Consider the following 23,331-nt stretch of genomic DNA (forward strand, 5'->3'; position numbering starts at 1 on the left):
TCCACGGATTCATCGGGCATTGCTTTTAAAGAAATTACTGAAATATCGTCTAAAGCCACCCCTGAAATCAGTTGCCCTGAGTTTGTCCTCATCGACCATGGGTCCGCTCACAAGTTTCTTTGGCCCTGAAGCTTCGATAAGGTAGTCTTCGATAACCAGACAATCCATCTCGGTAGACATGAAGCACTTCAGCGCCTCGGCAGGCGTCTCTACAATGGGTTCCCCGGCAACGTTGAAGGATGTGTTGAGAATAACCGGAACACCGGTAATCTTGAAGAATTCGTGAATGAGGTCGTAATATCTCCCGTTATCTTCGCGGGTAACGGTCTGAACACGTGCGGTTCCATCTACATGGGTTATGGCAGGAATAACCTTCTGCTTATCCTCTTTGACCCCGGCAATAAGGAGCATATAAGGGCTTTCGCAGGCCAGGTCAAAATACTCTGAAACATATTCACGGAGCACTGAAGGGGCAAAGGGTCTGAAACCCTCTCTGTGCTTTACTTTCTCGTTGAGAATGTCTTTCATCTCCGGCTTCCCGGGATCACAGATGATGCTCCGGTGACCAAGCGCACGGGGACCGATCTCGCTCCCCCCTTCAAACCATCCAAGGATTTTCCCGTCCGCCAGGAGCTTTGCAGCCTTTCGGAAAAGATCCTTTTCTTTTGTAAAACGGATATTCGGTGTGTTTTTGAGGGTCTCTAAAACCTCTTCCTCGCTATACGATCTTCCCAAATATGCATTTTTAAACCGGTATTTTTTGGGGTCTTCGCCGTTTATGACATGAGCCCCGTATAAAGCACACCCCAAGGCTATCCCCGAGTCACATGCACCGGGCTGTATGAAAATATTCTCAAAGGGGGTGTTATCAAGAATTTTCTTATTTGCAACACTGTTAAGCCCCACACCGCCAGCATAGCAGAGGTTCTTCGAAGGGCTTATCCTGTAAAGATGATTGGCAACGGCAACGAGGGCCTCTTCGAGCGCATCCTGTACTTCGAAGGCTATTTGGGTATAAACATCGTCGGGAAGCCGTTCTTTCTTCCTTTGTGGTATATCCGGATAGAAGAGCTTTTGAAAACAATCATTATACCGTACAAAGTTCTTTTCGCTCGGTATGAGCGCCGCCCCGTCTACGATCTCACAAAAGTTTTTGCGGAAGCTTCTCTCTCCGCTTTCACCGTACGGCGCAAGGCCCATGACCTTCCCTGAGCCGAAATCACCCATACCCAGAAATACGGAGGTACCCATGTAGAGAAGGCCGATTCCGTTTCTGTAACCCGGCATCGAGTAATCTTTTCTTATGGTAAACAGCTTCCCGTCCATTGCCCTGTAAAAGGACTGAACCTCTTCCATCTTTTTCTGTATCTTTGCATCGATAATTATCAGAATAAAAGGCGCCTTCTCTTCCGCTTCGTAATCAATGGCGTTGCTCCCCAATCCATCTACCACCATTACCGTGGCCTCATCGAAGGGTGACGGGTAAAAAGCACCCGCCGCATGTGCAGTATGATGGGAAACGGTCTGGATGGGGCCGCCGTAGCTAAGCTCAGACCTTATCATCTCCACCTCTTTGTTTCTCCCGTCTTTCCCAATACGGGTAACCCCTACAATCAGGTCAATATCCTCGATGTCCTTCAGGCCAGCGGCACCAAGAAGGTAACGGATCGATTTATGGGGGAACGCCCCGGAATGTTTTGCCCTGTCGAGCCTCTCCTCGCCTATGGCAAGAAGGCGCCCCCCGGAGATGAGGGCTGCTCCGGTATCATGGCCGAACGTATGAAGACCTAAAATGTTCATGCTGTTGAGTTGTAATATAGCAAAACCACCCCTGCCCGTCAACTTCAAAGCATTCCCCCAGCAATTTATGTTACTTGACACGCCTTTCCCTTCTCTTTTATAATGAAGGGCGTTTTTTGCATAACCCATCATGCAAATATTATCAATCAGAGGAGGTTTTTGTATGAACAGGAAACGGTTTGGACTGGGCATAGCCCTTTTATTGCTTTTTGTCTTTGCTGCAAGCGGTTTTTCGGCAAATTATAAACCTGAATACAAGATGAGCATCGTCGTGGGGCCAACGGGGCCGTGGGGGGAGTCTGCCGCACGATTCGCTGAGGCAGTTAAAAAGGCCACAGACGGAAGGATTAACATAAAACCGTACTATAGCGGTCAACTCTTCGCAGGTAAGCAGACAAACGAATTCCTTCTCATGAAACAGGGGGTTATCGACTTTGCGGTGGGTTCAACGATCAACTGGTCCCCGACAGTAAAGGAATTGAACATTTTCTCCCTTCCCTTTTTCTTCCCCAGCTATAAAGCCCTGGATGCAGTAGAATACGGGGAAGTGGGCAAACAATTATTTAGAACTATTGAAGAAAAGGGTGTTGTCGGTCTCGGATGGGCAGAGAACGGTTTTAGGGACCTTACAAACAGCAAAAGGGCTATAAAAACCCCTGCAGACCTCGAAGGCCTTAAGGTAAGGGTTGTGGGGTCACCCATATTTATTGATACATTTAAGGCCATGGGGGCAAACCCTATGTCCATGAACTGGGGCGAAGCCCTTTCAGCATTCCAGCAGGGCACCGTTGACGGGCAGGAAAACCCTGTTGTTTCTGTCATTATTCCCAATAAACTCTGGCAGGTACACAAGTATATGACCGTGTGGAACTACGCAATCGACCCCATCATCCTCGGCGTGAGCAAACAGGTCTGGGACACCCTTGACCAGAAGGATAGAGATGCAATTAAAAAGGCTGCCGAAGAAGTGGTGAAATGGCAGAAAAAGGCTGCACGGGAAGGCTTGGAAGGCAGCACTGCAGCATTCGATAACCTGAAAAAGAACGGGATGGAGGTAACTGTCCTTACCCCTGCACAGATAAAGGTCTTCAAGGACAAGACAAAATCCGTATATGACAAATGGTCTAAAGAGATCGGCATTGAGCTGGTAAGAGCCGCCGAAAAAGACATCCGGAAGGCAGCAGGAACAAAATAGCTCATACTAATTCGGATTCAAAGATAGAACGAGGCGAGGAGGAGACGACGACGAAGGCAACGAAGTTATATGAATGAAGGCGAATTGGTATCAGTGATTAAAAAGATATACGAAAACATGGAAGAAGCAGCGGGCGTTGTCCTGCTCGCAGTAATGGCGCTATTTGCCTTTTTAAATGTTATCACCCGCTACTTCATCCAGTACTCCTTTGCCTTCACTGAAGAAATTGAGGTTGCCTGTCTTGTGTGGCTCACCATGCTCGGGGCGGCCGCAGGTTTTCGAAGAGGGGTGCACCTGGGTTTTGATCTCCTTAAGATGCGTTTCCCGAACCTGGGGCGGAATTTTCTCTCTCCCCTTGCATCGCTTTTAACAATCGTAACGATCTGTTTTATCGTCTGGTTCAGTGTTTTTCAAATAAAGGACGAAATCGCATTGAATATCACCACCGAGGCGCTGAACATACCGCACTGGTGGTATACCCTTTCCATGCCTGTAGGCGGGGCTTTAGTCGTGCTCCGCGTGATAGAGGCAGCCTGGAAAAGATTTAAGCATAATCAAAGGTTCCGTGAAAATGGTGGATGACACATGAAAGTAAGCACATTGCGTGAGATAACTCATGAAATAGCGAGTCTCACGAGCGAGAAGGGAAGGCCGGGGTACCCGCAAAGCGGGTCGTGGCTTTGCTGCCGGAGGGGGCGACGTGAGCCCCAGAAAAGAGCAAGCGTATAATGGAACCGGTTATTGCATTCTTCGCAGTGTTTCTTGTCCTGCTCTTACTGGGGATCCCGGTGGCTACTTCTCTCGGCTTTACTGCTACCCTCCTCATATGGAAATACAACCTCGGCATAGAGGTGCTCGCCCCTAATTTTTATGCCTCTGTAGCCAAGTTTCAGCTTCTTGCCCTGCCTTTCTTCATTCTCGCAGGCCTTATCCTGGATCGCTGCGGAATTTCAAAGAGGCTTATTCACTTTGTCAGTCTGCTGATAGGGCCTATCCCCGGCGGACTTGCCATTGTTACTATTATCGTGGGGGTCATATTCGCAGGGATCTCCGGGTCAGGCCCAGCGGATACGGCGGCGCTCGGGATGATTCTCTACCCTGCCATGATTGCCATGGGTTATGACAAGGGATACACGGCGGCGCTTATTGCAAGCTCAGGGTCACTCGCTATTGTGATCCCCCCGAGCATAGCATTCATCATATATGGGGTCATTACGAGCACCTCGGTTCCTGCCCTCTTTGCCGCAGGAGTAATACCCGGCATCATCACCGCGCTCCTTCTTATTATCCCTTCCTTTTTCATTGCAAAGAAATATGGGTGGAAGGGGGAAAAATGGGGAACACCAAAAGAGATATGGCAGGCCTTCAAAGAGGCCTTTTGGGGCCTTCTTGCCCCTGTTGTGATTCTGAGCGGTATTTATGGCGGCATTTTTACTGCCACAGAGGCAGCAGTTGTGGCGGTCTTTTACGGACTGTTCATCGGATTTTTCATCTACAAAACACTTACATTTACAATGCTTTACGGGATATTCAGGGATTCTGTCCTCTCTTCGGCAGTAGTCATGTTTATCGTTGCCTTTGCGGGACTTTTTTCATGGACCGGCTCCACGCTGGGCGTCATGGATAAAACCTCGGCCTACCTGCTTTCGCTTTCATCGAACCCCTTTACCATCCTGGTTCTCATAAATGTCATGCTCTTCGTTGCGGGCATGCTCATGGACGCGATCTCTATTTATTATGTCTTCCTGCCCATTCTTATACCGATAATGAAGTTCTTTAACTGGGATCCCATCTGGTTCGGCGTTGTCATGACGCTGAATCTCTCCATCGGCCAGATTACACCGCCTGTGGCAGTAAACCTTTATGTTATCGCAAATATATCCAACCTTTCCCTTGAAAAGATATCCAGGTCGGTTATTCCTTTCGTTGCGATAATGCTTGTGGCGCTTCTTATCACGATGCTTTTCCCCTCTCTTTCGCTATACCTTCCGGGGTTGTTCGGGCTGAAGTAAATCGGTTGTCAGCAAAACCTTTTAAAACCGATAGCTGAACACTGACTGCTATATGCCTAAAGGGCTTGTTGCCCAAACATACATATAATCAATAATATAGAATATGAGCAGGAAGAACTTTGCGGCTTCGCCGTTAAACCATTACGCGAGTCGCGCCTTCGAGCATTTTTGGGTACCCACTCGGCGAGAATAAACGTCCCGAAGGGCAATTCGCATGTCTGAGTCCCGGTATTTTGGGACGAGTTTGCGAAATTAAGTTAAATTCGAGCCTCGGGTACCCGCTTGCGGGTGCGGTAAAAAGCGCAGCGAAGCAGGGAGCGAAACAGTGTTCCTGCCCGTATCATGTTTGGGCAACAAGCCGTAAACGCTTAATTTGGTTATTGGAATGCCCTTCTCTTCTTTCTCCTTGTCGGATTAGGAACGAGAAGGTCCATGATGTCGTCGATTGTTATGATGCCTTTTATCCTTTTTTCCTCGTCAAGGACAGGGATGGCAACAAAATCGTACTTGGATACAATTTCTGCGATCTCTTTCCGTTCTGTATCAAGATATACGTGCTTTACGTTCTGTAGCATCACGTCCCCCAGCTTCACATCCAGGGGTGTAGTCAGGAGTTTCTTGAGCGTCAGGACGCCAAGGAGATGGTCATCGTTATCCACCACATAAATGTAATAGATAAACTCTACGTCAGGCACAAGGAGTCTTATGCCCGCCAGCGTTTCGTCGATGGTCATGTCAGGTGAAAAATCGAGAAATTCGCTTGTCATTAACCCACCCGCAGTATCCTCCTCGTAACTGAGCAGACCCTTGACTTCTGTGGCATCTTCGGTCTCCATGAGCGACAAAAGCTCCTGTGACTTTTCTTCCGGCATCTCGCCAAGGATGTCTGCGGCCTCATCGGGAGGCATCTCTTCGAGTATGTCGGAGATCATCTCCTTGTCCATCTCCTTCAGTATTTTCCCCCTGACCTCTGTAGACACCTCGTGGAGCGCTTCACCTGCCAGCTCCTCGTCTATGGACGAAAGGAGCAGGGTGCCTTCCTCTGGATCTATTTCTGTGAGGATTTCTGCCAGGTCAGAGGGGTGAAGCTCGCCAAGCTGTCTTCGTGCTACATTTAATGTTAAGTTTCGCAGATGAGCGTCTATCGTCTGTAGAAAACGCCAGTCTATGATGTGTTCCTTTATGGGTTTTTTAAAAAGCGACAGGGTCTTCTGGATCATCTGACCCCCGTCTACCCTTCTCAGGATTCCATTCAATCCTACATCAATGCCGATTACACATATGGCGCCATCGCCCTCGCCGAGCTTGAGGTCGTTTACCCTTACAACCTTTGCGCCATTCACATCCAGTATCTGCTTGTCAAGAATGTGTTTCTTTACCAATATATCGCCTTCTGTGTGTCTATATTTATTGAGGGCTGCTTCCGGCAGGTTAATCGTGATCACGAAACGGTTGAAAAGCTGAAGATGTTCAACCGGAACCTCAAGGAGCTGCTTTTTGTCTTTTAGAATAATCTTGATCACGCCGGGATATTTCGAACCGGGCACTATAACAAGATCCCACAGGATGCCCAATTTTCTCCCGAACTGGTCAATGACATCTTTTCTCAATATTTCGCTTAAATATACGTCTGTTATATAAGCCATGCATTAATTGTAACACCACACATCGATTAAGACAACCGGTAATTTGTGCTTTTATGGATGTCTTTTAAGATACTGCACGACGATACCGGCAAATTTCTCGTTGCCCGAAGGGGTAAAGTGTCCATAATTGTCAACAAAGCATGATGCATCATAGTTCACCTGCAGCACCTCTCCGATAAAATCAACTTTCTCGGCGGCGCATACTTCCCGGAGGGCATCGTTATATAGCCCCATCACCAGCCTTAGGTCTTTGTCCTTAACATAGGGAATCCAATCGTACTCTTTGTCGCCGGTGAGCATGTCGTAACGCAAGACCTGGGGTATCATAACGGGCCTTACCCCCTGGGCCCTGCACAACGAGATAAGCAATTTGATGTTTCGCCTGAACAAGCTCAACGCCCTCTCATCGGCCCTTGCGGTAAACTTGTCAGCAGTCCCCTCGACAGTATATGCCCCATCGGGGTCCCTTACGAATATTTTGTTCAGCATATTTGCCGTTGTTCTGACAATCACAGAATGATTGCCGATTTTCAATGCGCCCAGCATGAGGTGGTTATACTGGGATTTACCATGAAAATCCGAATAATCTGACCGTAAATGTGCCACATGCTGATTCCTTATATCGTTCCACCCTACATAATAAATACAGATATCCGGTGAAATATCAGACACATTAAGGGCTGTCTGGATGATGTGCTCAACCGTCGTATAACCGGGAACGCCTGAATTTATAACCTCATAGCCGCTTCCTAATTTTTCCTGCAGATAATACGGCCATGTCTGGTTGTCGGAAACGCCGATGCAGTATGTGCTTGATCCACCGAGAACAAGAACCCGCCTTACGTTCTCTCTTTTTAAGACACTGATTTCTTTGCCGCGGGCGCCCAGTGCATTATGACTGAACACCAAACCTTCTTTCGAAGTAAACTGTGCATTTGGTCTCGGTTCAACCACAAGATAGGGGTGCTTCTTGAATAAAGCTATATATGCTGCATCATCGTGCCCGAAAAGCCAGTAATGGTGTCTGATCCTGAACAGCGCCTGGCCCATGCCTTCCAATAACAGCAGGCCTGCAACAATGATTATGAATATTGCAACGCACTTAACAAGAACGGGTTTTTTGATAGCCATAATAATTCCGGTCAAATACTCCTGTTTATCTATTTTTCACTAATCCATACCTTATTTCAATGAAAAAGTGTGTCCATTGCAGTACAATACCGATTAAACAATGATTCCCGGTATATTCAGAAAAAATACCGGGGAAGAGGAACGGGTTCGGATTTGGAAAAGATAGACGAATGTGGCATGATGGAGAAGTATTTGCACAGCCAGGGTGCAATCTTATACGATGAGAAAAGGTTTGATGAAGCGATAGTGTTTTTTCAGAAAGCTATCGAACTTGATGACCAACCATATTCACACTACCACCTGAGCCTTATCCACAAAGAGCGTATGGAATTCGATAAGGCCCTCCAGGAGATAGCAAGGGCTATCAGGATGAGCCCTTCTGTTCCTGAATATTATCATGAGATGAGCGTGGTGTGGGGGTTGAAGGGAGACCGGAATCGGGCGTCCCGGGACCACAAAAGGGCTGTCAAAATCGACGATAATTACCGTCGTATTGCATTGATCAGGTCAAGCGCGGCTGTTGTCAACCTGGCATTCCCCGATTTAGCACAACGGTCCTGCCCCATACTTTCCTGCCCTGCATATTGCTGCCATTTCACGGGAGAACCCTTGCGGCACGGGGTATGTGTCGGCGCAGGCAAACTCTATGCAATAAGAAAGTTCCTGAGCAAAAAGGCCCTCCAGGAGGACGGTTTCATGAAAAAATTGTCGTACAACGGAGAAGATCACCTGTCCCGTCTTGTTCCTCCAAATTATATTTTAAAGGAGCACGGCAACAGATTCGTCTATTATCCGGGCAGAAGGGCTCATTTCCTCGACAGGGCCACCCTTAAAGACCTCCCGAAGGGAAGGGATTACCAAACCCTGATGTGGATCAACGAAAAGGCAAGTTCATGCGCCTTTCTCCATGAAAAACAATGTTTAATCCATAGTACGGGTGACGAGACCGGTCTCGATTCCTGCAAACAGTTTTTCTGTATGACTGGCTTCGTCTTTTTTGTACTGGAACACCTTGGGGTTGTCAACAACACACAGCTCCAATCGAAAACAATGGGAGAGTTGAACAGGATTGCAGTGGAGTCTCTCCTTATTCTTTCAAAAATAATTTCCGGCAGTGTAAAGCCCGGCGAAATGTCTGTATCTCAAAAAGAGTATCTCAAAAGAGATATAAACACGCTGTTCTCGCCTTCGTAAAAATAAGCCCAGATTTTCCATTAGGATGAGCATCTGTGTCGGGCTATTCCCCGCAAACACGCTCATTGCGCTCCAGCGGCTTCAATCGCTCGCGTTCGGCTTCGGAACTTTTGCTTAACAGCAAAAGACCAAGCTTCCTTGCCTCTCGACGGTTTGCTCAGGAAAACCCGACACTATGCCCTAATGACTTATCTGGGTTAAAATAATCAGGAATATCCCCATATGGCCTATTATAGCAAAGAGGTATCACGCCGTGCATTATTCTCAATCGCTTCCAGTATCTTCGATGTGACGAACGGGACGTCGACCCTGTCCTTGCCGTACCGGAAGGTTATGCCGCTGCCCCGCGGGCGCCAGATGTCCGGGTCAAAATCGTTGAATATGGTGATGGTATGGAGGCCGCACATGCCGGCAAGGTGAGCCATGCCGGAGTCATTGGAAACAAAGATGCCGCCTTTTTCAAAAAATGCTCTTACCTCAGTGAGTTCCTCAAAAAACACCGCCTCTTTCACATCCGTCTCCAATCCCATTGATTTGAGCATATGGACATCAATGCCCTTCGATTTCAATGAATGGTAAAGCCTTACAAAGTTTTCATAATGCCATTTTTCCTTTTTGAAGCCCTTTTCGGGGTAAAGGATTACGCGCCGGGACAGATTCGGGGTTATTTCTTTCTTCTTCGCTTCAATCCCATATTGACCCAACTGCATTAATTGGAAATCCTCAACATGGTATTTCGCTTCGCAATTCGCAATTCGCAATTCGCCTTTCTCTTTCCCCCCGACCCCTGGAACCCTTGAACCCTCGAACCCTGCCTTTATGACCCCTTGAACCCTCGAACCCTGCTCTTCCGGGTACATCTCTATGAAGATCATTGGTTCCCTCGACATCCTGCCCCACTTTTCTCTCAGTGCACCTTCCCTGTCTTTTCCGATAAATATAATCCTTTCCCAGGTGATGTCGGGGGTATATTGCGAAAAGAGTGGCAGCCATCTGGCCGATTCAATCCTTTCAATTCTTTTAAAATACCCCTCAAAAAGCCTTAAAAACCGTGTATATCCAAGGGCAACTATATTTTTATTGAAATGGGCGGACAAAGACAGAAATGTCGATTCCGAGAGGCACATGTCGCCCAGTCCACCAAGATGGATGAGAAGAATTTCGTCATGATGCATAATATGTCCTGTTTACATGTTATTCTATGACATCCCTGCTGTCAATATATGCTATGAGTGCTATCACCGTTTCTCTTGTGCCGGTTTAATCTAAAATCCAGATTCTTATCTCTCGCCCACTCACTTCGTTCATTCGAGTCCACAGAGAACTCATGTTTTTTTGCCGGTATGGGAGAAAGATTCATCCCGGCACACCCGCACATTCTTGCGGGTAAAATTAACTTCTGCCCTGCAAGGGCATGGTCCGAATCTCAGAAGAAAGTTTCAAAAGTGAAATTGCTCTATGCAAGGCCTGTATTGACTTTCCGGCTATTTGCATAATTGCGTCCACAGTGGACGCAAATGGTTCTGGTAGGTCCTCAATGTAGTGAATATTTCAAATTGTTATGCGTAATAACTTCACCTACAAGTCAAGCATATGGCCTTTTGGCTTTGATTGTAAATTACGAATAGAAATGTTGGATTTATTAACAGCATCATGGGTGCAAAAAACAAGATCTGGCACACAGCCTTCACTTGAATCCTCGACCCCCTGAACCCTTTTCCCGTCACGAATCACAGCGGAAGGAATACAACGAAATAAGGCTCATAGTTCCTTGGGGCATAAGCCGTCAGTCCCTGAGGCCATATTACCTGTGGACCATAATTCTTTAGTGGAGAAACTAACTTTAGGGGTGGTACAATAATTCGGGGCAGGTCATGCCTGTACCCCATATTTCTCACAGAAAAATGCTTTGGATGGGAAGACTGACCTATGTCTCTGAATCTGCCGATCGTGGCGGTAGGATAACTTTTTAGGAGGAACGTTACATGTATAAAACCGAATACAAACAAAAACTTGTCACACCGGAACAGGCGGCAGGCATAATAAGGGAAGGTGATATGTTTATTCATGGCATGGCCCTTGCGGAACCACCGGCAACACTCAGGGCTATCGAGGCCAGACTGAGAGCGGGAGATCTGAAGCGTCTGAAGGTGCTGTCCGCCCTTCCGTTAAAACATGCCTGTGATACTGTGCTTTCTGTAGATTTGGTGGACTGCGTGGAGGCCCATTCAATGTTTGTCGGTTCAGGTCAGCGTGGGCTTGTCCGAACGGGTCTTGCCAGTTTCGTGCCCAACCATCTCCATCAAGCGCCAAGGCTTATTGCCGAGTTTATAGGTGTTGACGTTTGCGCCACGATTGTCTCACCCATGGACAAGAACGGATACTTTTCATTCGGCACGGCAAATGATCTTACCTCTACAGCAGCCCGCGCCGCCAGGACGCTCATCGTTGAAGTAAACCGCTTTATGCCGCGGGTATTCGGTGACTCTTTCGTTCACATCTCCGAGGTAGACGCTATCATCGAAAATCACGAACCGATTTTTTCGCCACCGGATGGTAAACCAAGGCCGGAGGATGAAATTATCGGGAGGACTATCGCCGATATGATCCCTGACGGAGCGTGCTTACAGCTCGGCATCGGGACTCTTCCAAGCGCCGTGGCAAAACATCTGGAAGGGCACAAAGACATCGGCATCCATACGGAGCTATTCGGACCTGCCATGGTTAGCCTGATAAAGAAAGGCGTTATCAACGGAACCAGAAAAACGCTCCACCCCAGGAAGCATATTATTACGTTTGCCCTTGGCGACAAGGATACACTCGACTTTATGGACAACAACCCTGCCATTGAAAGCTATCCCTGCTCTTACACAAATCGTCCTTCGGTCATTGCGCAGAACGAACGGATGGTTTCCGTCAATGCCGTACTACAGGTTGACCTTACCGGCCAATGCAATGCCGAATCTCTTTACGGAAACCAGTACAGCGGGACAGGAGGACAACTGGATTTTGTTCGAGGCGCTTTTGATGCAAAGGAAGGCAAATCAATCCTCGCCTTTTATGCAACCGCCGATAAAGGAAAAATCTCAAGAATAGTAAACCGCCTCGATCATGGTACAACGATTACAACACCAAGGACAGACACACATTTCCTTGTTACGGAATTCGGTGTGGCAAACCTTAAGGGCAAGTCGACACGAGAGAGAGCTCTCGCAATAATAGAACTGGCCCACCCCAAGTTTCGGGAAGAATTACTCCGTAAGGCTGAAGATATGTATATCGTCTGATTATCAGGAAGCAACAGATGGAGCTCACAACAGAACAGAAAGACGATGAAGAATCTTATCTTGGATCGGGTTGTCGGAGAGCAACGATAGGGAGGTCAAGAGATGCTGCCCAGGACTCCCATTCAAATGCAGTTTTTGTGATGAATATTGCCCCGAGGTCTTCGCAACTCGCATCGGGTCGGCCTAAGCCAAGATCTTTTGTGAGTTTATCCCAGAAATGGGGCTCCAACGCTCCCACGGCAACCCATCCCTGTTTGGTTTCGTACAGATTGTACTGAGGCAGTCCTCCCCCGAGAATTCCACCGGGGGCCGTGAGCCCATACCGGAGCGGTTCGGCAAAGATATGAGCGCTTTCCGAGAGGGAGACCTCACCATATCCGGCACCCTTTCCCTGTTCGCGGGCATAAAGGAGTGCCAGCGCACAACTGACTGCCCTTTCAGCCCCTGCGAGGTCAGCAAGAAGCGTAAGGGGTAGATGGGGCGGTGAGAGAAGACCGAGGGTTGCAAGGTAATTTATGTCATGGCCGGCCTTGCTGTCGTCCGGTGGAGGATATCCCACCATTGCTACCTGGCAGAGTCGGGGATGCCGGTAGTGTATGTCGTTCCAGCTCAATGACAGATGGTCAAGGGCAGAGATCCGTATGGAGGTGAGAAATATGTCGCTTTCAGCCAAGAGGCCCTCCATCTCTTCACTATCCCCGGTAGACTTGAGGTTGAGGCGGATAACCCGTTGTCCTGCACACAGGGCTTTGTACCAGGGGGAACATAATTTCTCAAAATGATCTCCCTCGGGGGGTTCAACCTTTGTGACAGAAGCCCCCAGGCTATTCAACTTTAGCGCGGCAACCGGTCCGGGGACGTTAAGGGCCATGGTTAAAACCTTTATGCCGTAAAGCGGTTTATCTGCACTATTCATGGTGTATGTTCTCTTTCAATATCGGATTCTTCCGCACATCTTCCCAATCATCATGAATAAAACGATAGATTTTTTCAGCTCTGTCCGAGTACAGACGGATTCCCTCCCAGCTCGGTTGTCCTAAAACCTTCTGCAGCAGAAGACCGTCCACGTCAAACCACCGCGGGAAAACGCCACCAAAGAAATAACCATTTTTTCTCAATACTTCTACGGCTTCTCCAATCCAGGGCCATGAAGATTTCAACCATATCTGTATGACCGCGATGTTTTGATTTAAAAGGGAACGTTCATTTAAGGTAAATACCTGTTCAAAGTCGGAGCCCGACTTGGTAACGGTGATACGGGCAACGCCTGCGAATTCGAATACTTTGACTGACATTTCCGTCGGTTGATCTGAAGGCATATTGCCTGTCAATACGGCAATTGTACGCCTATCGTCAAAACCGCTGTAAATATAGCGAATGATATCTTCATAGGTATCTGGCACATGGACGGTATGGGGTTTCGAAACAAAAGACCTGAACATATCGAGGACCGCTACCCTTCCGGTTACAGTACGGTCTTTTTCATATATTTTAGCCGGCATGAGGTCTATCTCTATGCCCGTTTCAATGGTCTTTATCATCGCCCCCGCCTTCTGTGTATGGGTATGGTTGCATACCGCCTCTCCGAAATAGACCTCAGAACCGGGCAATGCCTGAATGTATTCGGCAACATATTCAAACAGGATCCGTCCGATACCGGCGCCGCGAACATCGGACGAGACTATCCCCTGGCCGAATTCATATATTCCTTCATACGGGGCTGAACGGTAGAGGGCTCCGTATGCAACAATGCGATCGGAACCCGTACGCACAAGAAATGGAAAATAATTACCGCTCTCAAAGGCAGCGATAAGCTTCTCCGGGTCATAAACCGTCTTAATCGGGTATGCATCTCCATATACCTCAACAAAGAGGTGCGATACCTTTTCTGCATCAACAGGCTGAAAGGGTTCAACCTTGTACGGACTATCCGTCATAAAGCCTCCCGAAGCATTTTAGATCCCAAATCCTCATCGCATTTCCAGCAAGGCAATTTTTTTCAGAACGGTCTTTACAAATTCCCAGAAGCCCGGCATCCGGGCAGTGTCGATGCGTTCCCCTGTCGTATCTGAATCAACCCCCGGAATAAAATCTGCTTTTGTAGGCGCATGGGCATCGAGTATAGTCGGGCCCATGGATATTAAATCCATGTCAGGATATTTTGCCTTTATGAGCCCGCATTCGAGCATGCCATGAATGCCCACCACCCTGGGCTCCTTACCGAATGTCTGCCAATAGGCGTCTTTACAGACAGCCAACAGTTGCGATTTCATATCCGGCTTCCAACCATAATTTGTGCCGACATTCTTTAATTGAGCCCCCGACAGATTGGCTACGGCTTCGCATCGATCTATGATAGCATCCAGTGACGAATCGACCGAACTCCGCTGAGAAACATTTACCGTCAATTCAGTCCGGGAGGTGCGTACCTTTGCCACATCGGAAGATGTTTCCACAAGGCCTTCCATATCGCTGCTCATTTTGTGAACACCGTGAGGCAAAACAAGCAGGAGAGAAAGAACACGCTCTGCCGTTGTGTTGTTCATGACGAAATCGGGAACCGGTAAATCTTCATCTAATAATGATACCCGCAACTGCCCCTCTTTTTTTCCGTATTCCTTTAAAAATATCTCTTCCCATCTTTGTACGGCATCCTTTATTATTCTCAGATCTTCCGGCCTGACGAATACAACAGCACCGGCTTCAGGCGGAATGGCATTGTCCACATTGCCCCAGCTTATGTCGTTAAGGTATAGGTAAACCTTTTTCGATTCCTCATAAAGTAAACGTGTCAGGAGTATACCGGCATTGGCGCGACCCGAATTTATTTCAAGACCGGAATGACCGCCTCTGCCGCCGGTTATTCTTATAAGGACAGGCATAAGACCGTTCTCTACCGCTTCCATTTTCAGTGGCATACGCAAAATAGAAATATTTGCTCCGGCAGAAGAAACGGTCAGTGTACCTTTCTGCTGTGAATCGATGTTGATTAGGATGCGCCCCTGCAATGCCTTATCGGAAAGCATGATAGCCCCTGTCATCCCCGCCTCTTCATTAATCGTGAACAGCAACTCCAGAGAACCATGGGGGATATCCGGTTCGGTAATCAGAGATAACGCCATGGCAACGGCAATACCGTTGTCCGCGCCAAGCGTGCTTCCCCTGGCACGCAGCATGGTTCCGTCCAGAAGCAAGTCAAGGGGCACATCCGAATGCCCGACCGGCAAGGATACCATATCGAGGTGGCTTTGGAATACCGCGGTCGGCGCCTTCTCGTATCCTGATGTAGCGGGACATTTCACAATGATATTGCCGAAATCGTCGCCACCGGCTTTGTCCATTGTTGCTTCCAGCCCATGACGTTTTGCAAGGTCGCAAATGTAAAGACATATTGCCCGTTCACCACCGGAAGGATGGGGAATTCGCGTCAGCTTATAAAAGTGATCCCATAGCCCTACAGGTTCAACGTCGGTCAAGAGGTGGCCCATGCTGATTCCTTTTGCAGATATTTTTATGTTTTGCCTCTCAAAAAAATATGGTGCGAAGAAATTATAGAATAGATTAAAGGAAAATACCAAGCCTTTGGCGATGCATCCCCTCAGTTTTCCTTATGCTGGGTTTCTAATCGCATCTTTCGATCGTATATCGATGAAAGCCTGACTGGTAGAGGTTGAGTGTTTGTATTTGAAAGCGAGCATGCTTCCTGTTTGACCAAAACTATTGACTACAGGAAGCTATGTTACGTATAGCAGGAAGAAGCGATCAGCCGTGGATATCACACCTTCCCCCATCCCATTTAGGATTGCGAAAAGCTGTTCAATGTTCAATGTTTTCTGATTGCCGTTCACTGTTCACGATAATGCCGTATCTCGTCCATCGTATCTTAACTGCAGTGAATAGTCGTTAGTCAAAAACCTATTTGCCATTCACAACATTTCATATTTTTTACCTTTTTAACTATTCACTATCTACTATCAACTATTCACTGCCTTTTTCATACCTGAGGTGGCTTTTTCTTCTCCAGTGCAGGTTCCGGGGCAATTTGTATCCGCAGTTCCACTAAAGCACAGAAAACATGCAGCTCATCAAGAAGCGTTACAAGGTCAGGTTTTGTGTATTTTGCGATGCCCGTCTCAATGCGCGACTCTATGGATCGTAAGCTGGCAATCTGTTTTGTCATAGGTAGGGGCTTGGTTTTGCCCGGCTCCGGCTTGACCTTCTTGTATGCTGTAAGCAACTTCTCAAGCGTGCGATAGGTTACTGGCTTTATCATGATGTCCTCGAAAATTTGTGAAAGATCGGGGCAATCGAGGTTCGCAGCGAAGAGGTACCCCTGGGAAACAGGGAGCGTTCCTTCCGAAATTGCTGTTTGAATTTCAGGAGATAGTTTTAAGAGCGATAGCACGTTAAATAGTGTCCTTACTGTCTTTCCGACGATTTCAACAATTTCTGAAAACGTTTCAGAAACTTCCTTCGACAGATAGTCTGGAGATCGCTCGAAACTCACCAACTCACTCATAACGCTGTCCACATTATAGTTTTTATCAGGGAGTTTCGCCTGAATATATGCCAATATTCCTTTGGCCTGATCCATGGGATTTAAGTCTTCTCTCTGGAGGTTCTCTGTCAGTTGAAGGGCTATGGTCTCACCTGATTCCTTACCTGCTTCTATGACCCTCACCGGTACTAATTCATGTCCGAGTTGCCGGGCTGCCTCCAGACGTCTCTCCCCGCAGATAAGGGTGTATGAGTCGCCGTCTCCTTTTGTCACAAGGAGAGGCTCTAAGATGCCCTTGTCTTTGATTGATTGCACAAGCGATTTGAATGAGTCTGCTTCCGTATTAATATTCGATCGTACCTGTTCCAGCACCACGATATTTGCTACAGGAATGTACAAGAACTCAGGATTTACACTCGTCTTCGTAGTCGCCATGTTGCCCCCCTGTGTTTTTTGTTGAAATTCTAACCCTGCAACACGGAAAATACAAATATTTTCTTATGTTCCGTCATCTTAAAGATAAAAGTGGACCCTTCTACAAAACATTGAATATCAATATGGTATGACAGATAAGGATACAATGAATTGCGCTATGGCCGGAAGAACTTTGCAGCTCCTTCGTCGCCGGTATGATTTACTTGCGAACATGGTGAGCCGCAACAGTGTTCCGGCCACATTGAACGAAGAATGAACACAAGCAGGGAGACTCAAGCAAAGCCATGCAAAGAACCCCGTGTTATCCTTTACCTCTGAAAAACGTATGGACTTTTCGCTAATTTTCCTGTAAAATTCATCAGATCGGGGCGTAGCGCAGCATGGTTTAGCGCACCTGCTTGGGGTGCAGGAGGCCGCAGGTTCAAATCCCGTCGCCCCGATATTATTTTAGCTGACAGCCATTAGCAGTCAATAATAACCGCACAATCAATGCCTTTTCTGCTAATAGCCAATTGCTAATAGCTAATAGCTAATAGCTTTACCTGGGACGGTCTTTTTTGTTAATCCTTTTAACCAACGATGACGGCATCGATTCTGAAGGTCTTGTTTTGCTTAAAGACCGCCTTTCACAACAACATGAGGTGTGTGTTATTGCACCGGAGAGAGAAAGAACCTGTATTGGACATGCAATTACCATCCATAAACCCTTGAGGATAAAAGAAGCCGGTAAAGGGCTCTTCTCTACGAACGGCACCCCTGCCGACTGTGTGCTGCTGGGAATCAGGGTTCTCCTCAAGAAAAAACCTGACCTTGTCATTTCAGGGATTAACAAGGGTCCCAATATGGGACTGGATGTAAATTATTCAGGCACCGTTGCAGCAGCAAAAGAAGGGGCATCCCTCGGGATCTCCTCAATGGCAATCTCTATCGGTGCGCGAACGGACTATCTTTTTAGCGATGCAATTACAATTATCACCGGAATTATTGAAAAATCCAGGGATATTACCTTCCCTGATCACACGTTTTTAAACATCAACATCCCCAATATTCCGCAGCACAATGTAAAAGGTTTTATGGTGACAAGGCTTGGGAAAAGGATATATAATGATGCGGTTATTGAAAGAGTCGATCCAAGAGGAGACAAATATTACTGGATCGGCGGAAACGGTGTAAGTCATGAAAGCATTGAAGGCACAGATTTTTATGCAATTGAAAGAGGCTATGTTTCAATTACACCATTGGGCCTGGATATAACGAGTAATAACTCGATTGATATATTCAAAAGACATTTTGGGAGCATTTTCGGATGAAATTTTATATCGAGACCTTCGGTTGTCAGATGAATGAGCATGATTCGGAAAAGATGGATCATCTTCTCCAAACCGGCGGCTTCGAACCGGCAAAAGACACAATAGATGCCGATGTGATTATTGTGAATACATGCTGCGTGAGAGAAAAGGCCGAGCAGAAATTTTACAGCTATATGGGCAGGCTGAAGGACTTGAAGACAAAGCAGGGCAAGATACTGGGCATCACAGGATGTATCGCCCAGCTTGAGAAAGAGGGGATTAAAAAGAGGCTGCCCTTTATCGATTTTTCGCTTGGACCTTCAAGCATCCATAAAATCACAGAGGCCATCGAACATGCAGCCCGGAAGACCGATTTTCTCGACTTTTCAGAAAACGGGCATCACCCTTCCGCGTTCGTTACACCGGAAAACAAAAACAATGGCGTTAAGGCGTTCGTTACCATCATGAAGGGCTGTAACAATTTCTGCAGTTACTGCGTGGTCCCCTATGTAAGGGGGAGAGAGGCGAGCAGGGAGAGCGGTGACATATTGAACGAAATCAAAGGCCTCGTCAAAAAGGGTATAAAGGAGGTCACGCTCCTCGGCCAGAACGTAAACTCTTACAATAGGGGCAGCGACGGTATGTCCTTCCCCGAGCTTCTTGAGAAAACAAACGGGATCGACGGGATCGAGCGAATCAGGTTTGTCACGTCGCACCCGAAGGATCTCTCCGCTGAACTTATCAACTGCTTTGGAAGGCTGGATAAACTATGCGAGCAGATTCACCTCCCCTTTCAGGCCGGTTCTGACAGGGTTTTGAGGCTTATGAACAGGGGTTACACTGCCGGTGAATATATCGATAAGATAGCTCAATTGAGGAACTGTTGCGCTGATATTGCCATTACAACGGACTGCATCGTTGGTTTCCCAGGAGAAGACAAAGAGGCATTTGACAAAACCATGGAGCTGATACAGCATGTGAAATTTGACGGTATATTCTCCTTTGCCTATTCCCCGAGAAGACACACGGCCGCTTCAACCCTGCCCGAAGAAGTGCCGAAGGAAGTAGCCCTCGAAAGATTGAGGCATCTACAGGAAGTTCAAAAGGCCATAACCCTGAAAAACAACAGGTCAATAGAAGGAAAAACCGTTGAAGTCCTTGTGGAGGGCGCCAGTAAAAACTCGGAAGAAGAGATTACAGGCAGAACCAGGACAAACAAAATTGTAAATTTTAAGGGTAAAAGAGATATGGTCGGTAGGATAATCGATGTTCATATAGTAAAAGGTTGCGCCAATTCACTCAAGGGCGAAAGACCTAAGGCCAAGGAGGCACGACATGCTTAAAGAAATGAAGGTAGCGGGCATAACTGTAGACCCTTTTACAAACACGCCTATAGTGCTCCTTAAAGACCTTGAGGACAAGGATGTTCTCCCTATCTGGATCGGGCTGCTTGAGGCATCAAGCATTGCCACTGCCCTGGAAAACATCAATACACCGAGGCCCATGACACACGACCTCGTGAAAAATATTCTGGATAATCTGGGTGTGAAGATCGTAAGGGTTGAAGTAAACGACCTGAAAGACAACACGTATTACGCGCTGCTCCATCTTGAGGTTGATAACAAGCGACTCGTTGTTGATTCGAGACCAAGCGACGCCATAGCTATTGCATTAAGAACCAATGCACCCATTTTTGTGGAAGAAAGCGTCATTAAAAAATCCGCAAAAGTTGACCTCTCGACAAAGGGGGATAAGGTTGTGACCGAAGCAGGCGACTGGGAGGATATTCTTGAAAACCTCTCGCCGGATGATTTCGGTAAATATAAAATGTAACAAAAATAAAGATGATAGACCTACATACACACACACTTTTAAGCGATGGAGAACTTCTTCCTGCTGAATTAGCGCGAAGAGCGAAGGTGAAGGGTTATCGCGCTATAGGCATATCAGATCACGTTGACCATACAAATATTGAGAATGTTGTTACATCAATACTCAGGTTGAGTAAACACATTGCCTACCACGAAGGAATCACGATTCTGCCTGGCGTTGAAATAACGCATGTTCCAAAGGATATGATAAGGGAACTTATCGGCCTTGCAAGGAAACTCGGCATCTTCTACGTGGTTGTCCACGGCGAGACTATTGCCGAACCCGTAGAAGAAGGGACAAACAGGGAAGCCATCGCGGGCGGGGCAGACATCCTTGCCCACCCGGGGCTCATTACCGAAGATGATGTAATTCGTGCAAAAGAAATGGGTGTTCTCCTCGAAATAAGCGGGCGAAAGGCAAGAAATGTTGTATTGGGGGCAGGATTGACCTCGGAGGCATTTGATACAATGCAGCAAAACGCGTTTGAACTTTTAAAAAGGGCCACAAAAAAGAGAAAATGAAATTAACGATTGATGAAAATGTTAAAGGAATCCCTCACTACCCCAAGGCCGCCATGTACGGTCTCGACAATGGGTGGGTAAGGCTCGCCTCAAACGAAAACCCCTTCCCGCCATCTCCCGGGGTGCTTTCTGATATACTCGAAGCAATCCCATACATAACACGTTATCCCGGCGGCGAATATGAATTGAAAGCAGCGATTGCAGAAAAATACGGGACAAAGCCCGAACAGATTGTGCTTGGAAACGGCTCTGACGAGCTTATCGAGATGGCACTTAAAACAATGAAAATCAAAGGGAAGAACAGGGTGATTATATCCGACCCTTCTTTTGCCTTCTATGCAATAGCATCAAAGATTTACGGATATGAAGCATGCAGGGTTCCGCTTGATAAACATATGAAGGTTGACCTCCGTGCGATCCGCGATGCCATCGATGATCAAACTCGCGTCATATTTCTAAACAATCCGCTCAACCCCACAGGAACCATCTTCGAAAAAAAGGCTTTCACGCTTTTTCTAAAAGGAATACCAGAGGACGTGCTTATTGTTGTCGATGAGGCATACGCGGAGTTTGTAGAAAGTGCAGGATTTCCTGATTCTTTCAGATATATAAATGACTTTCCTGTTCTCACGTTGAGGACATTCTCAAAGGCCTATGCCCTCGCCGGTTTAAGGGTGGGGTATGGGATCTGCGAAACTTCTCTGGCCTCTCTTCTTGAGAGGACAAAGCAGCCATTCAGCGTAAACATAATGGCCTTGATCGGCGCAAAGACCGCATTAAATGACGAAAAGCATCTGAAAAAGGTGCTTAACAATAACAAGAAGGGGAAAATATACCTCTATAGCGCCCTGAAAGAGCTGTCAATAGAATATGTTCCGACAGAAGCCAATTATGTGCTCTTCCGGGTCGGGAAGGTGGCTGAAGCAATTACAAAAAGGCTTTTTGAAGAAAAAATCCTGGTAAGGTGGATGGGCGCCTACAACCTCCCCGAGCACATAAGGGTATCAATAGGCAGGACGAGCGAGAATGTGCGGTTTATAGAAGCGCTGAAAAAATTACTATGAAGAAGGGTTTAACCATCACCGTTGACGGTCCGAGCGGTGCCGGTAAAAGCACCGTTGCGAAGATGCTTGCTCGGTCTCTCGGTTATACATACATTGATACGGGCGCCATGTACAGGGGAATAGCGTATGCATATCAAGCGGAGAGTGTAAGCCCATTAAATGATATGGAAACGTTTCTTAAAAACCTTTCGGTGCGGTTCGAGTTTGGAGAGACTGCAAGGGTTTTTCTTGACGATAAAGATATCAGCGAGGACATCAGGGCCCCGGAAATATCGCTATTGGCATCAAACCTCTCACAGAAGAAAGAGGTGAGGGGGTATCTCACAAAAAAACAGAGAGAAACAGGGGGAAAGGGCGGGATCGTCATGGAGGGGAGGGATACGGGGAGCGTTGTCTTTCCTGATGCCGATATAAAATTCTATCTTGATGCCAACCCTGATGAACGAGCAAAAAGACGGCACATTGAACTATCGGCAAAAGGCATTGATGCTGAAATATCCCGCGTGAAGGAAGAAATGTTAAAGAGGGACAGGGACGACTCCGAGAGAGAGATCGCGCCCCTCACAATACCACAAGGGGCTGTTGTTATTGATACGACCGGGATAGACGCAAAAGGCGTGGTAGATGCACTATTAAAACATATTAATGGGTTGGGGCAGTAATGCAGGTTTTGAAGACAAAACATTTAGGTTTTTGTTTCGGTGTAAGAAGGGCAATAAACATAGTCGTACGGGAAGCGGAACAAAATAAAGGGAAAATCTATACGATAGGTCCCATCATACACAATCCTCAGATGGTGGACAATCTCAAAGAAAAGGGGATAATACCCGTTGATGATGTTCATCAGATTGATAGTGGCGTTGTTGTGTTCAGAACTCACGGGATAAAAAAAGAGGAGGAGGCGTACATAAAAGGCAAGGGCCTGCCCATCATTGACACCACGTGCCCCTTTGTGAAAAGGGTGAGAAAAGGAGCAATTTTCCTGAAAAAAAATGGATATAAAGTGGTTATTGTGGGGGACAAAAACCACCCTGAAGTGAAAAGTGTGTTGAGTTATTTGGATAATGATGGTATTGTACTGCAAATACCCACTTCTATTAAGGAAAAAAAGATTGGGGTGGTTAGTCAGACCACACAGGATAAAGAAACCTTTTTCAACGTCGTTCGGGGTCTAATAGAGGGGGTCGAAGAGCTAAGGGTTTACAATACAATATGTCAAAGCACTGAAGTTCGACAGGATGAGGCAGCCATGCTGGCCTCAAAAGTAGATATAATGCTGATAGTTGGTGGAAAAAACAGCTCGAATACGACGAAGCTTTATAATGTGGTAAAAAAAGTGCAACCAATCACGTACCACATTGAAACAGAAAAAGATATAATGCCTGAA

At 47.0% G+C, this 23,331-nt stretch carries 20 protein-coding genes and 1 tRNA gene; 13 read left to right on the forward strand and 8 right to left on the reverse strand.

Annotated features, from left to right (window positions below; genetic code table 11):
- Positions 1–9: 9 nt before the first annotated feature.
- The gene (locus tag NTX75_16805) at positions 10–1,881 is read right to left on the reverse strand and encodes a carbamoyl transferase (protein MCX5817875.1); all 1,872 of its coding nucleotides are present in this window, start codon (positions 1,879–1,881) and stop codon (positions 10–12) included.
- 82 nt (positions 1,882–1,963) lie between these two features.
- Between NTX75_16805 and NTX75_16810 the strand changes: the two genes are divergently transcribed.
- The 3 genes from NTX75_16810 to NTX75_16820 all read left to right on the forward strand — a co-directional run bounded on the left by NTX75_16810 (position 1,964) and on the right by NTX75_16820 (position 5,007).
- Entirely contained in the window at positions 1,964–2,995 is a 1,032-nt protein-coding gene (locus NTX75_16810) for a DctP family TRAP transporter solute-binding subunit (GenBank protein MCX5817876.1), read from the forward strand.
- Between the two features lie 69 nt (positions 2,996–3,064).
- The gene (locus NTX75_16815) at positions 3,065–3,577 is read left to right on the forward strand and encodes a TRAP transporter small permease (protein MCX5817877.1); all 513 of its coding nucleotides are present in this window, start codon (positions 3,065–3,067) and stop codon (positions 3,575–3,577) included.
- A 146-nt stretch (positions 3,578–3,723) separates the two neighbouring features.
- Complete coding sequence (locus NTX75_16820; protein ID MCX5817878.1) at positions 3,724–5,007, forward strand: TRAP transporter large permease; 1,284 nt, start codon at positions 3,724–3,726, stop codon at positions 5,005–5,007.
- Positions 5,008–5,384: 377 nt separating this feature from the next.
- On the opposite strand, the gene NTX75_16825 is transcribed toward NTX75_16820, so the two are convergent.
- Together NTX75_16825 and NTX75_16830 are read right to left on the reverse strand one after the other, a co-directional pair.
- On the reverse strand, positions 5,385–6,653 hold the full coding sequence (locus NTX75_16825) for a CBS domain-containing protein (protein MCX5817879.1): 1,269 nt from the start codon (positions 6,651–6,653) through the stop codon (positions 5,385–5,387).
- Between the two features lie 51 nt (positions 6,654–6,704).
- The gene (locus NTX75_16830; GenBank protein MCX5817880.1) at positions 6,705–7,784 is read right to left on the reverse strand and encodes an SGNH/GDSL hydrolase family protein; all 1,080 of its coding nucleotides are present in this window, start codon (positions 7,782–7,784) and stop codon (positions 6,705–6,707) included.
- A 153-nt stretch (positions 7,785–7,937) separates the two neighbouring features.
- Here NTX75_16830 and NTX75_16835 point away from each other — a divergent pair, with 153 nt between their 5' ends.
- Positions 7,938–8,978 carry a tetratricopeptide repeat protein gene (locus NTX75_16835; GenBank protein ID MCX5817881.1) on the forward strand — a complete coding sequence of 347 codons (1,041 nt, stop codon included), beginning with the start codon at positions 7,938–7,940 and terminating at the stop codon, positions 8,976–8,978.
- Between the two features lie 230 nt (positions 8,979–9,208).
- On the opposite strand, the gene NTX75_16840 is transcribed toward NTX75_16835, so the two are convergent.
- The gene (locus NTX75_16840; protein MCX5817882.1) at positions 9,209–10,153 is read right to left on the reverse strand and encodes a hypothetical protein; all 945 of its coding nucleotides are present in this window, start codon (positions 10,151–10,153) and stop codon (positions 9,209–9,211) included.
- A gap of 810 nt (positions 10,154–10,963) precedes the next feature.
- On the opposite strand from NTX75_16840, the gene NTX75_16845 reads away from it, so the two are divergent.
- Entirely contained in the window at positions 10,964–12,265 is a 1,302-nt protein-coding gene (locus tag NTX75_16845; GenBank protein ID MCX5817883.1) for a 4-hydroxybutyrate--acetyl-CoA CoA transferase, read from the forward strand.
- 55 nt (positions 12,266–12,320) lie between these two features.
- Here NTX75_16845 and NTX75_16850 read toward each other — a convergent pair whose 3' ends face one another.
- From NTX75_16850 to NTX75_16865, 4 genes are all read right to left on the reverse strand, one after another.
- On the reverse strand, positions 12,321–13,181 hold the full coding sequence (locus tag NTX75_16850) for a CoA transferase (GenBank protein ID MCX5817884.1): 861 nt from the start codon (positions 13,179–13,181) through the stop codon (positions 12,321–12,323).
- On the reverse strand, positions 13,174–14,202 hold the full coding sequence (locus tag NTX75_16855) for a GNAT family N-acetyltransferase (protein MCX5817885.1): 1,029 nt from the start codon (positions 14,200–14,202) through the stop codon (positions 13,174–13,176). The genes NTX75_16850 and NTX75_16855 overlap by 8 nt, the downstream gene beginning before the upstream one ends.
- Positions 14,203–14,235: 33 nt before the next feature.
- On the reverse strand, positions 14,236–15,753 hold the full coding sequence (gene pepD, locus NTX75_16860; GenBank protein ID MCX5817886.1) for a beta-Ala-His dipeptidase: 1,518 nt from the start codon (positions 15,751–15,753) through the stop codon (positions 14,236–14,238).
- A gap of 506 nt (positions 15,754–16,259) precedes the next feature.
- Positions 16,260–17,198 (reverse strand): ParB/RepB/Spo0J family partition protein, encoded by a 939-nt coding sequence (locus NTX75_16865; GenBank protein ID MCX5817887.1) that lies wholly within the window; start codon positions 17,196–17,198, stop codon positions 16,260–16,262.
- 364 nt (positions 17,199–17,562) lie between these two features.
- On the opposite strand from NTX75_16865, the gene NTX75_16870 reads away from it, so the two are divergent.
- The 8 genes from NTX75_16870 to ispH form a co-directional block, all read left to right on the forward strand.
- Positions 17,563–17,638: transfer RNA gene (locus NTX75_16870), tRNA-Pro, on the forward strand.
- Positions 17,639–17,755: 117 nt separating this feature from the next.
- Positions 17,756–18,508 carry a 5'/3'-nucleotidase SurE gene (gene surE / locus NTX75_16875; protein ID MCX5817888.1) on the forward strand — a complete coding sequence of 251 codons (753 nt, stop codon included), beginning with the start codon at positions 17,756–17,758 and terminating at the stop codon, positions 18,506–18,508.
- Entirely contained in the window at positions 18,505–19,830 is a 1,326-nt protein-coding gene (gene miaB, locus NTX75_16880) for a tRNA (N6-isopentenyl adenosine(37)-C2)-methylthiotransferase MiaB (GenBank protein ID MCX5817889.1), read from the forward strand. Before surE ends, miaB begins: the two co-directional genes overlap by 4 nt.
- Positions 19,823–20,320 carry a bifunctional nuclease family protein gene (locus NTX75_16885; protein MCX5817890.1) on the forward strand — a complete coding sequence of 166 codons (498 nt, stop codon included), beginning with the start codon at positions 19,823–19,825 and terminating at the stop codon, positions 20,318–20,320. The genes miaB and NTX75_16885 overlap by 8 nt, the downstream gene beginning before the upstream one ends.
- Before the next feature lie 11 nt (positions 20,321–20,331).
- On the forward strand, positions 20,332–20,880 hold the full coding sequence (locus tag NTX75_16890) for a histidinol phosphate phosphatase domain-containing protein (GenBank protein ID MCX5817891.1): 549 nt from the start codon (positions 20,332–20,334) through the stop codon (positions 20,878–20,880).
- Entirely contained in the window at positions 20,877–21,944 is a 1,068-nt protein-coding gene (hisC, locus tag NTX75_16895) for a histidinol-phosphate transaminase (protein ID MCX5817892.1), read from the forward strand. The genes NTX75_16890 and hisC overlap by 4 nt, the downstream gene beginning before the upstream one ends.
- Positions 21,941–22,606 (forward strand): (d)CMP kinase, encoded by a 666-nt coding sequence (gene cmk / locus NTX75_16900; GenBank protein ID MCX5817893.1) that lies wholly within the window; start codon positions 21,941–21,943, stop codon positions 22,604–22,606. The genes hisC and cmk overlap by 4 nt, the downstream gene beginning before the upstream one ends.
- Positions 22,606–23,331 (forward strand): 4-hydroxy-3-methylbut-2-enyl diphosphate reductase (gene ispH / locus NTX75_16905; GenBank protein ID MCX5817894.1); only part of this gene is annotated, 726 nt, incomplete at its 3' end. The genes cmk and ispH, both read left to right, overlap by 1 nt.

The organism is Pseudomonadota bacterium (assembly GCA_026388315.1).
Taxonomy (GTDB): Bacteria; Desulfobacterota; Syntrophorhabdia; order Syntrophorhabdales; family Syntrophorhabdaceae; genus MWEV01.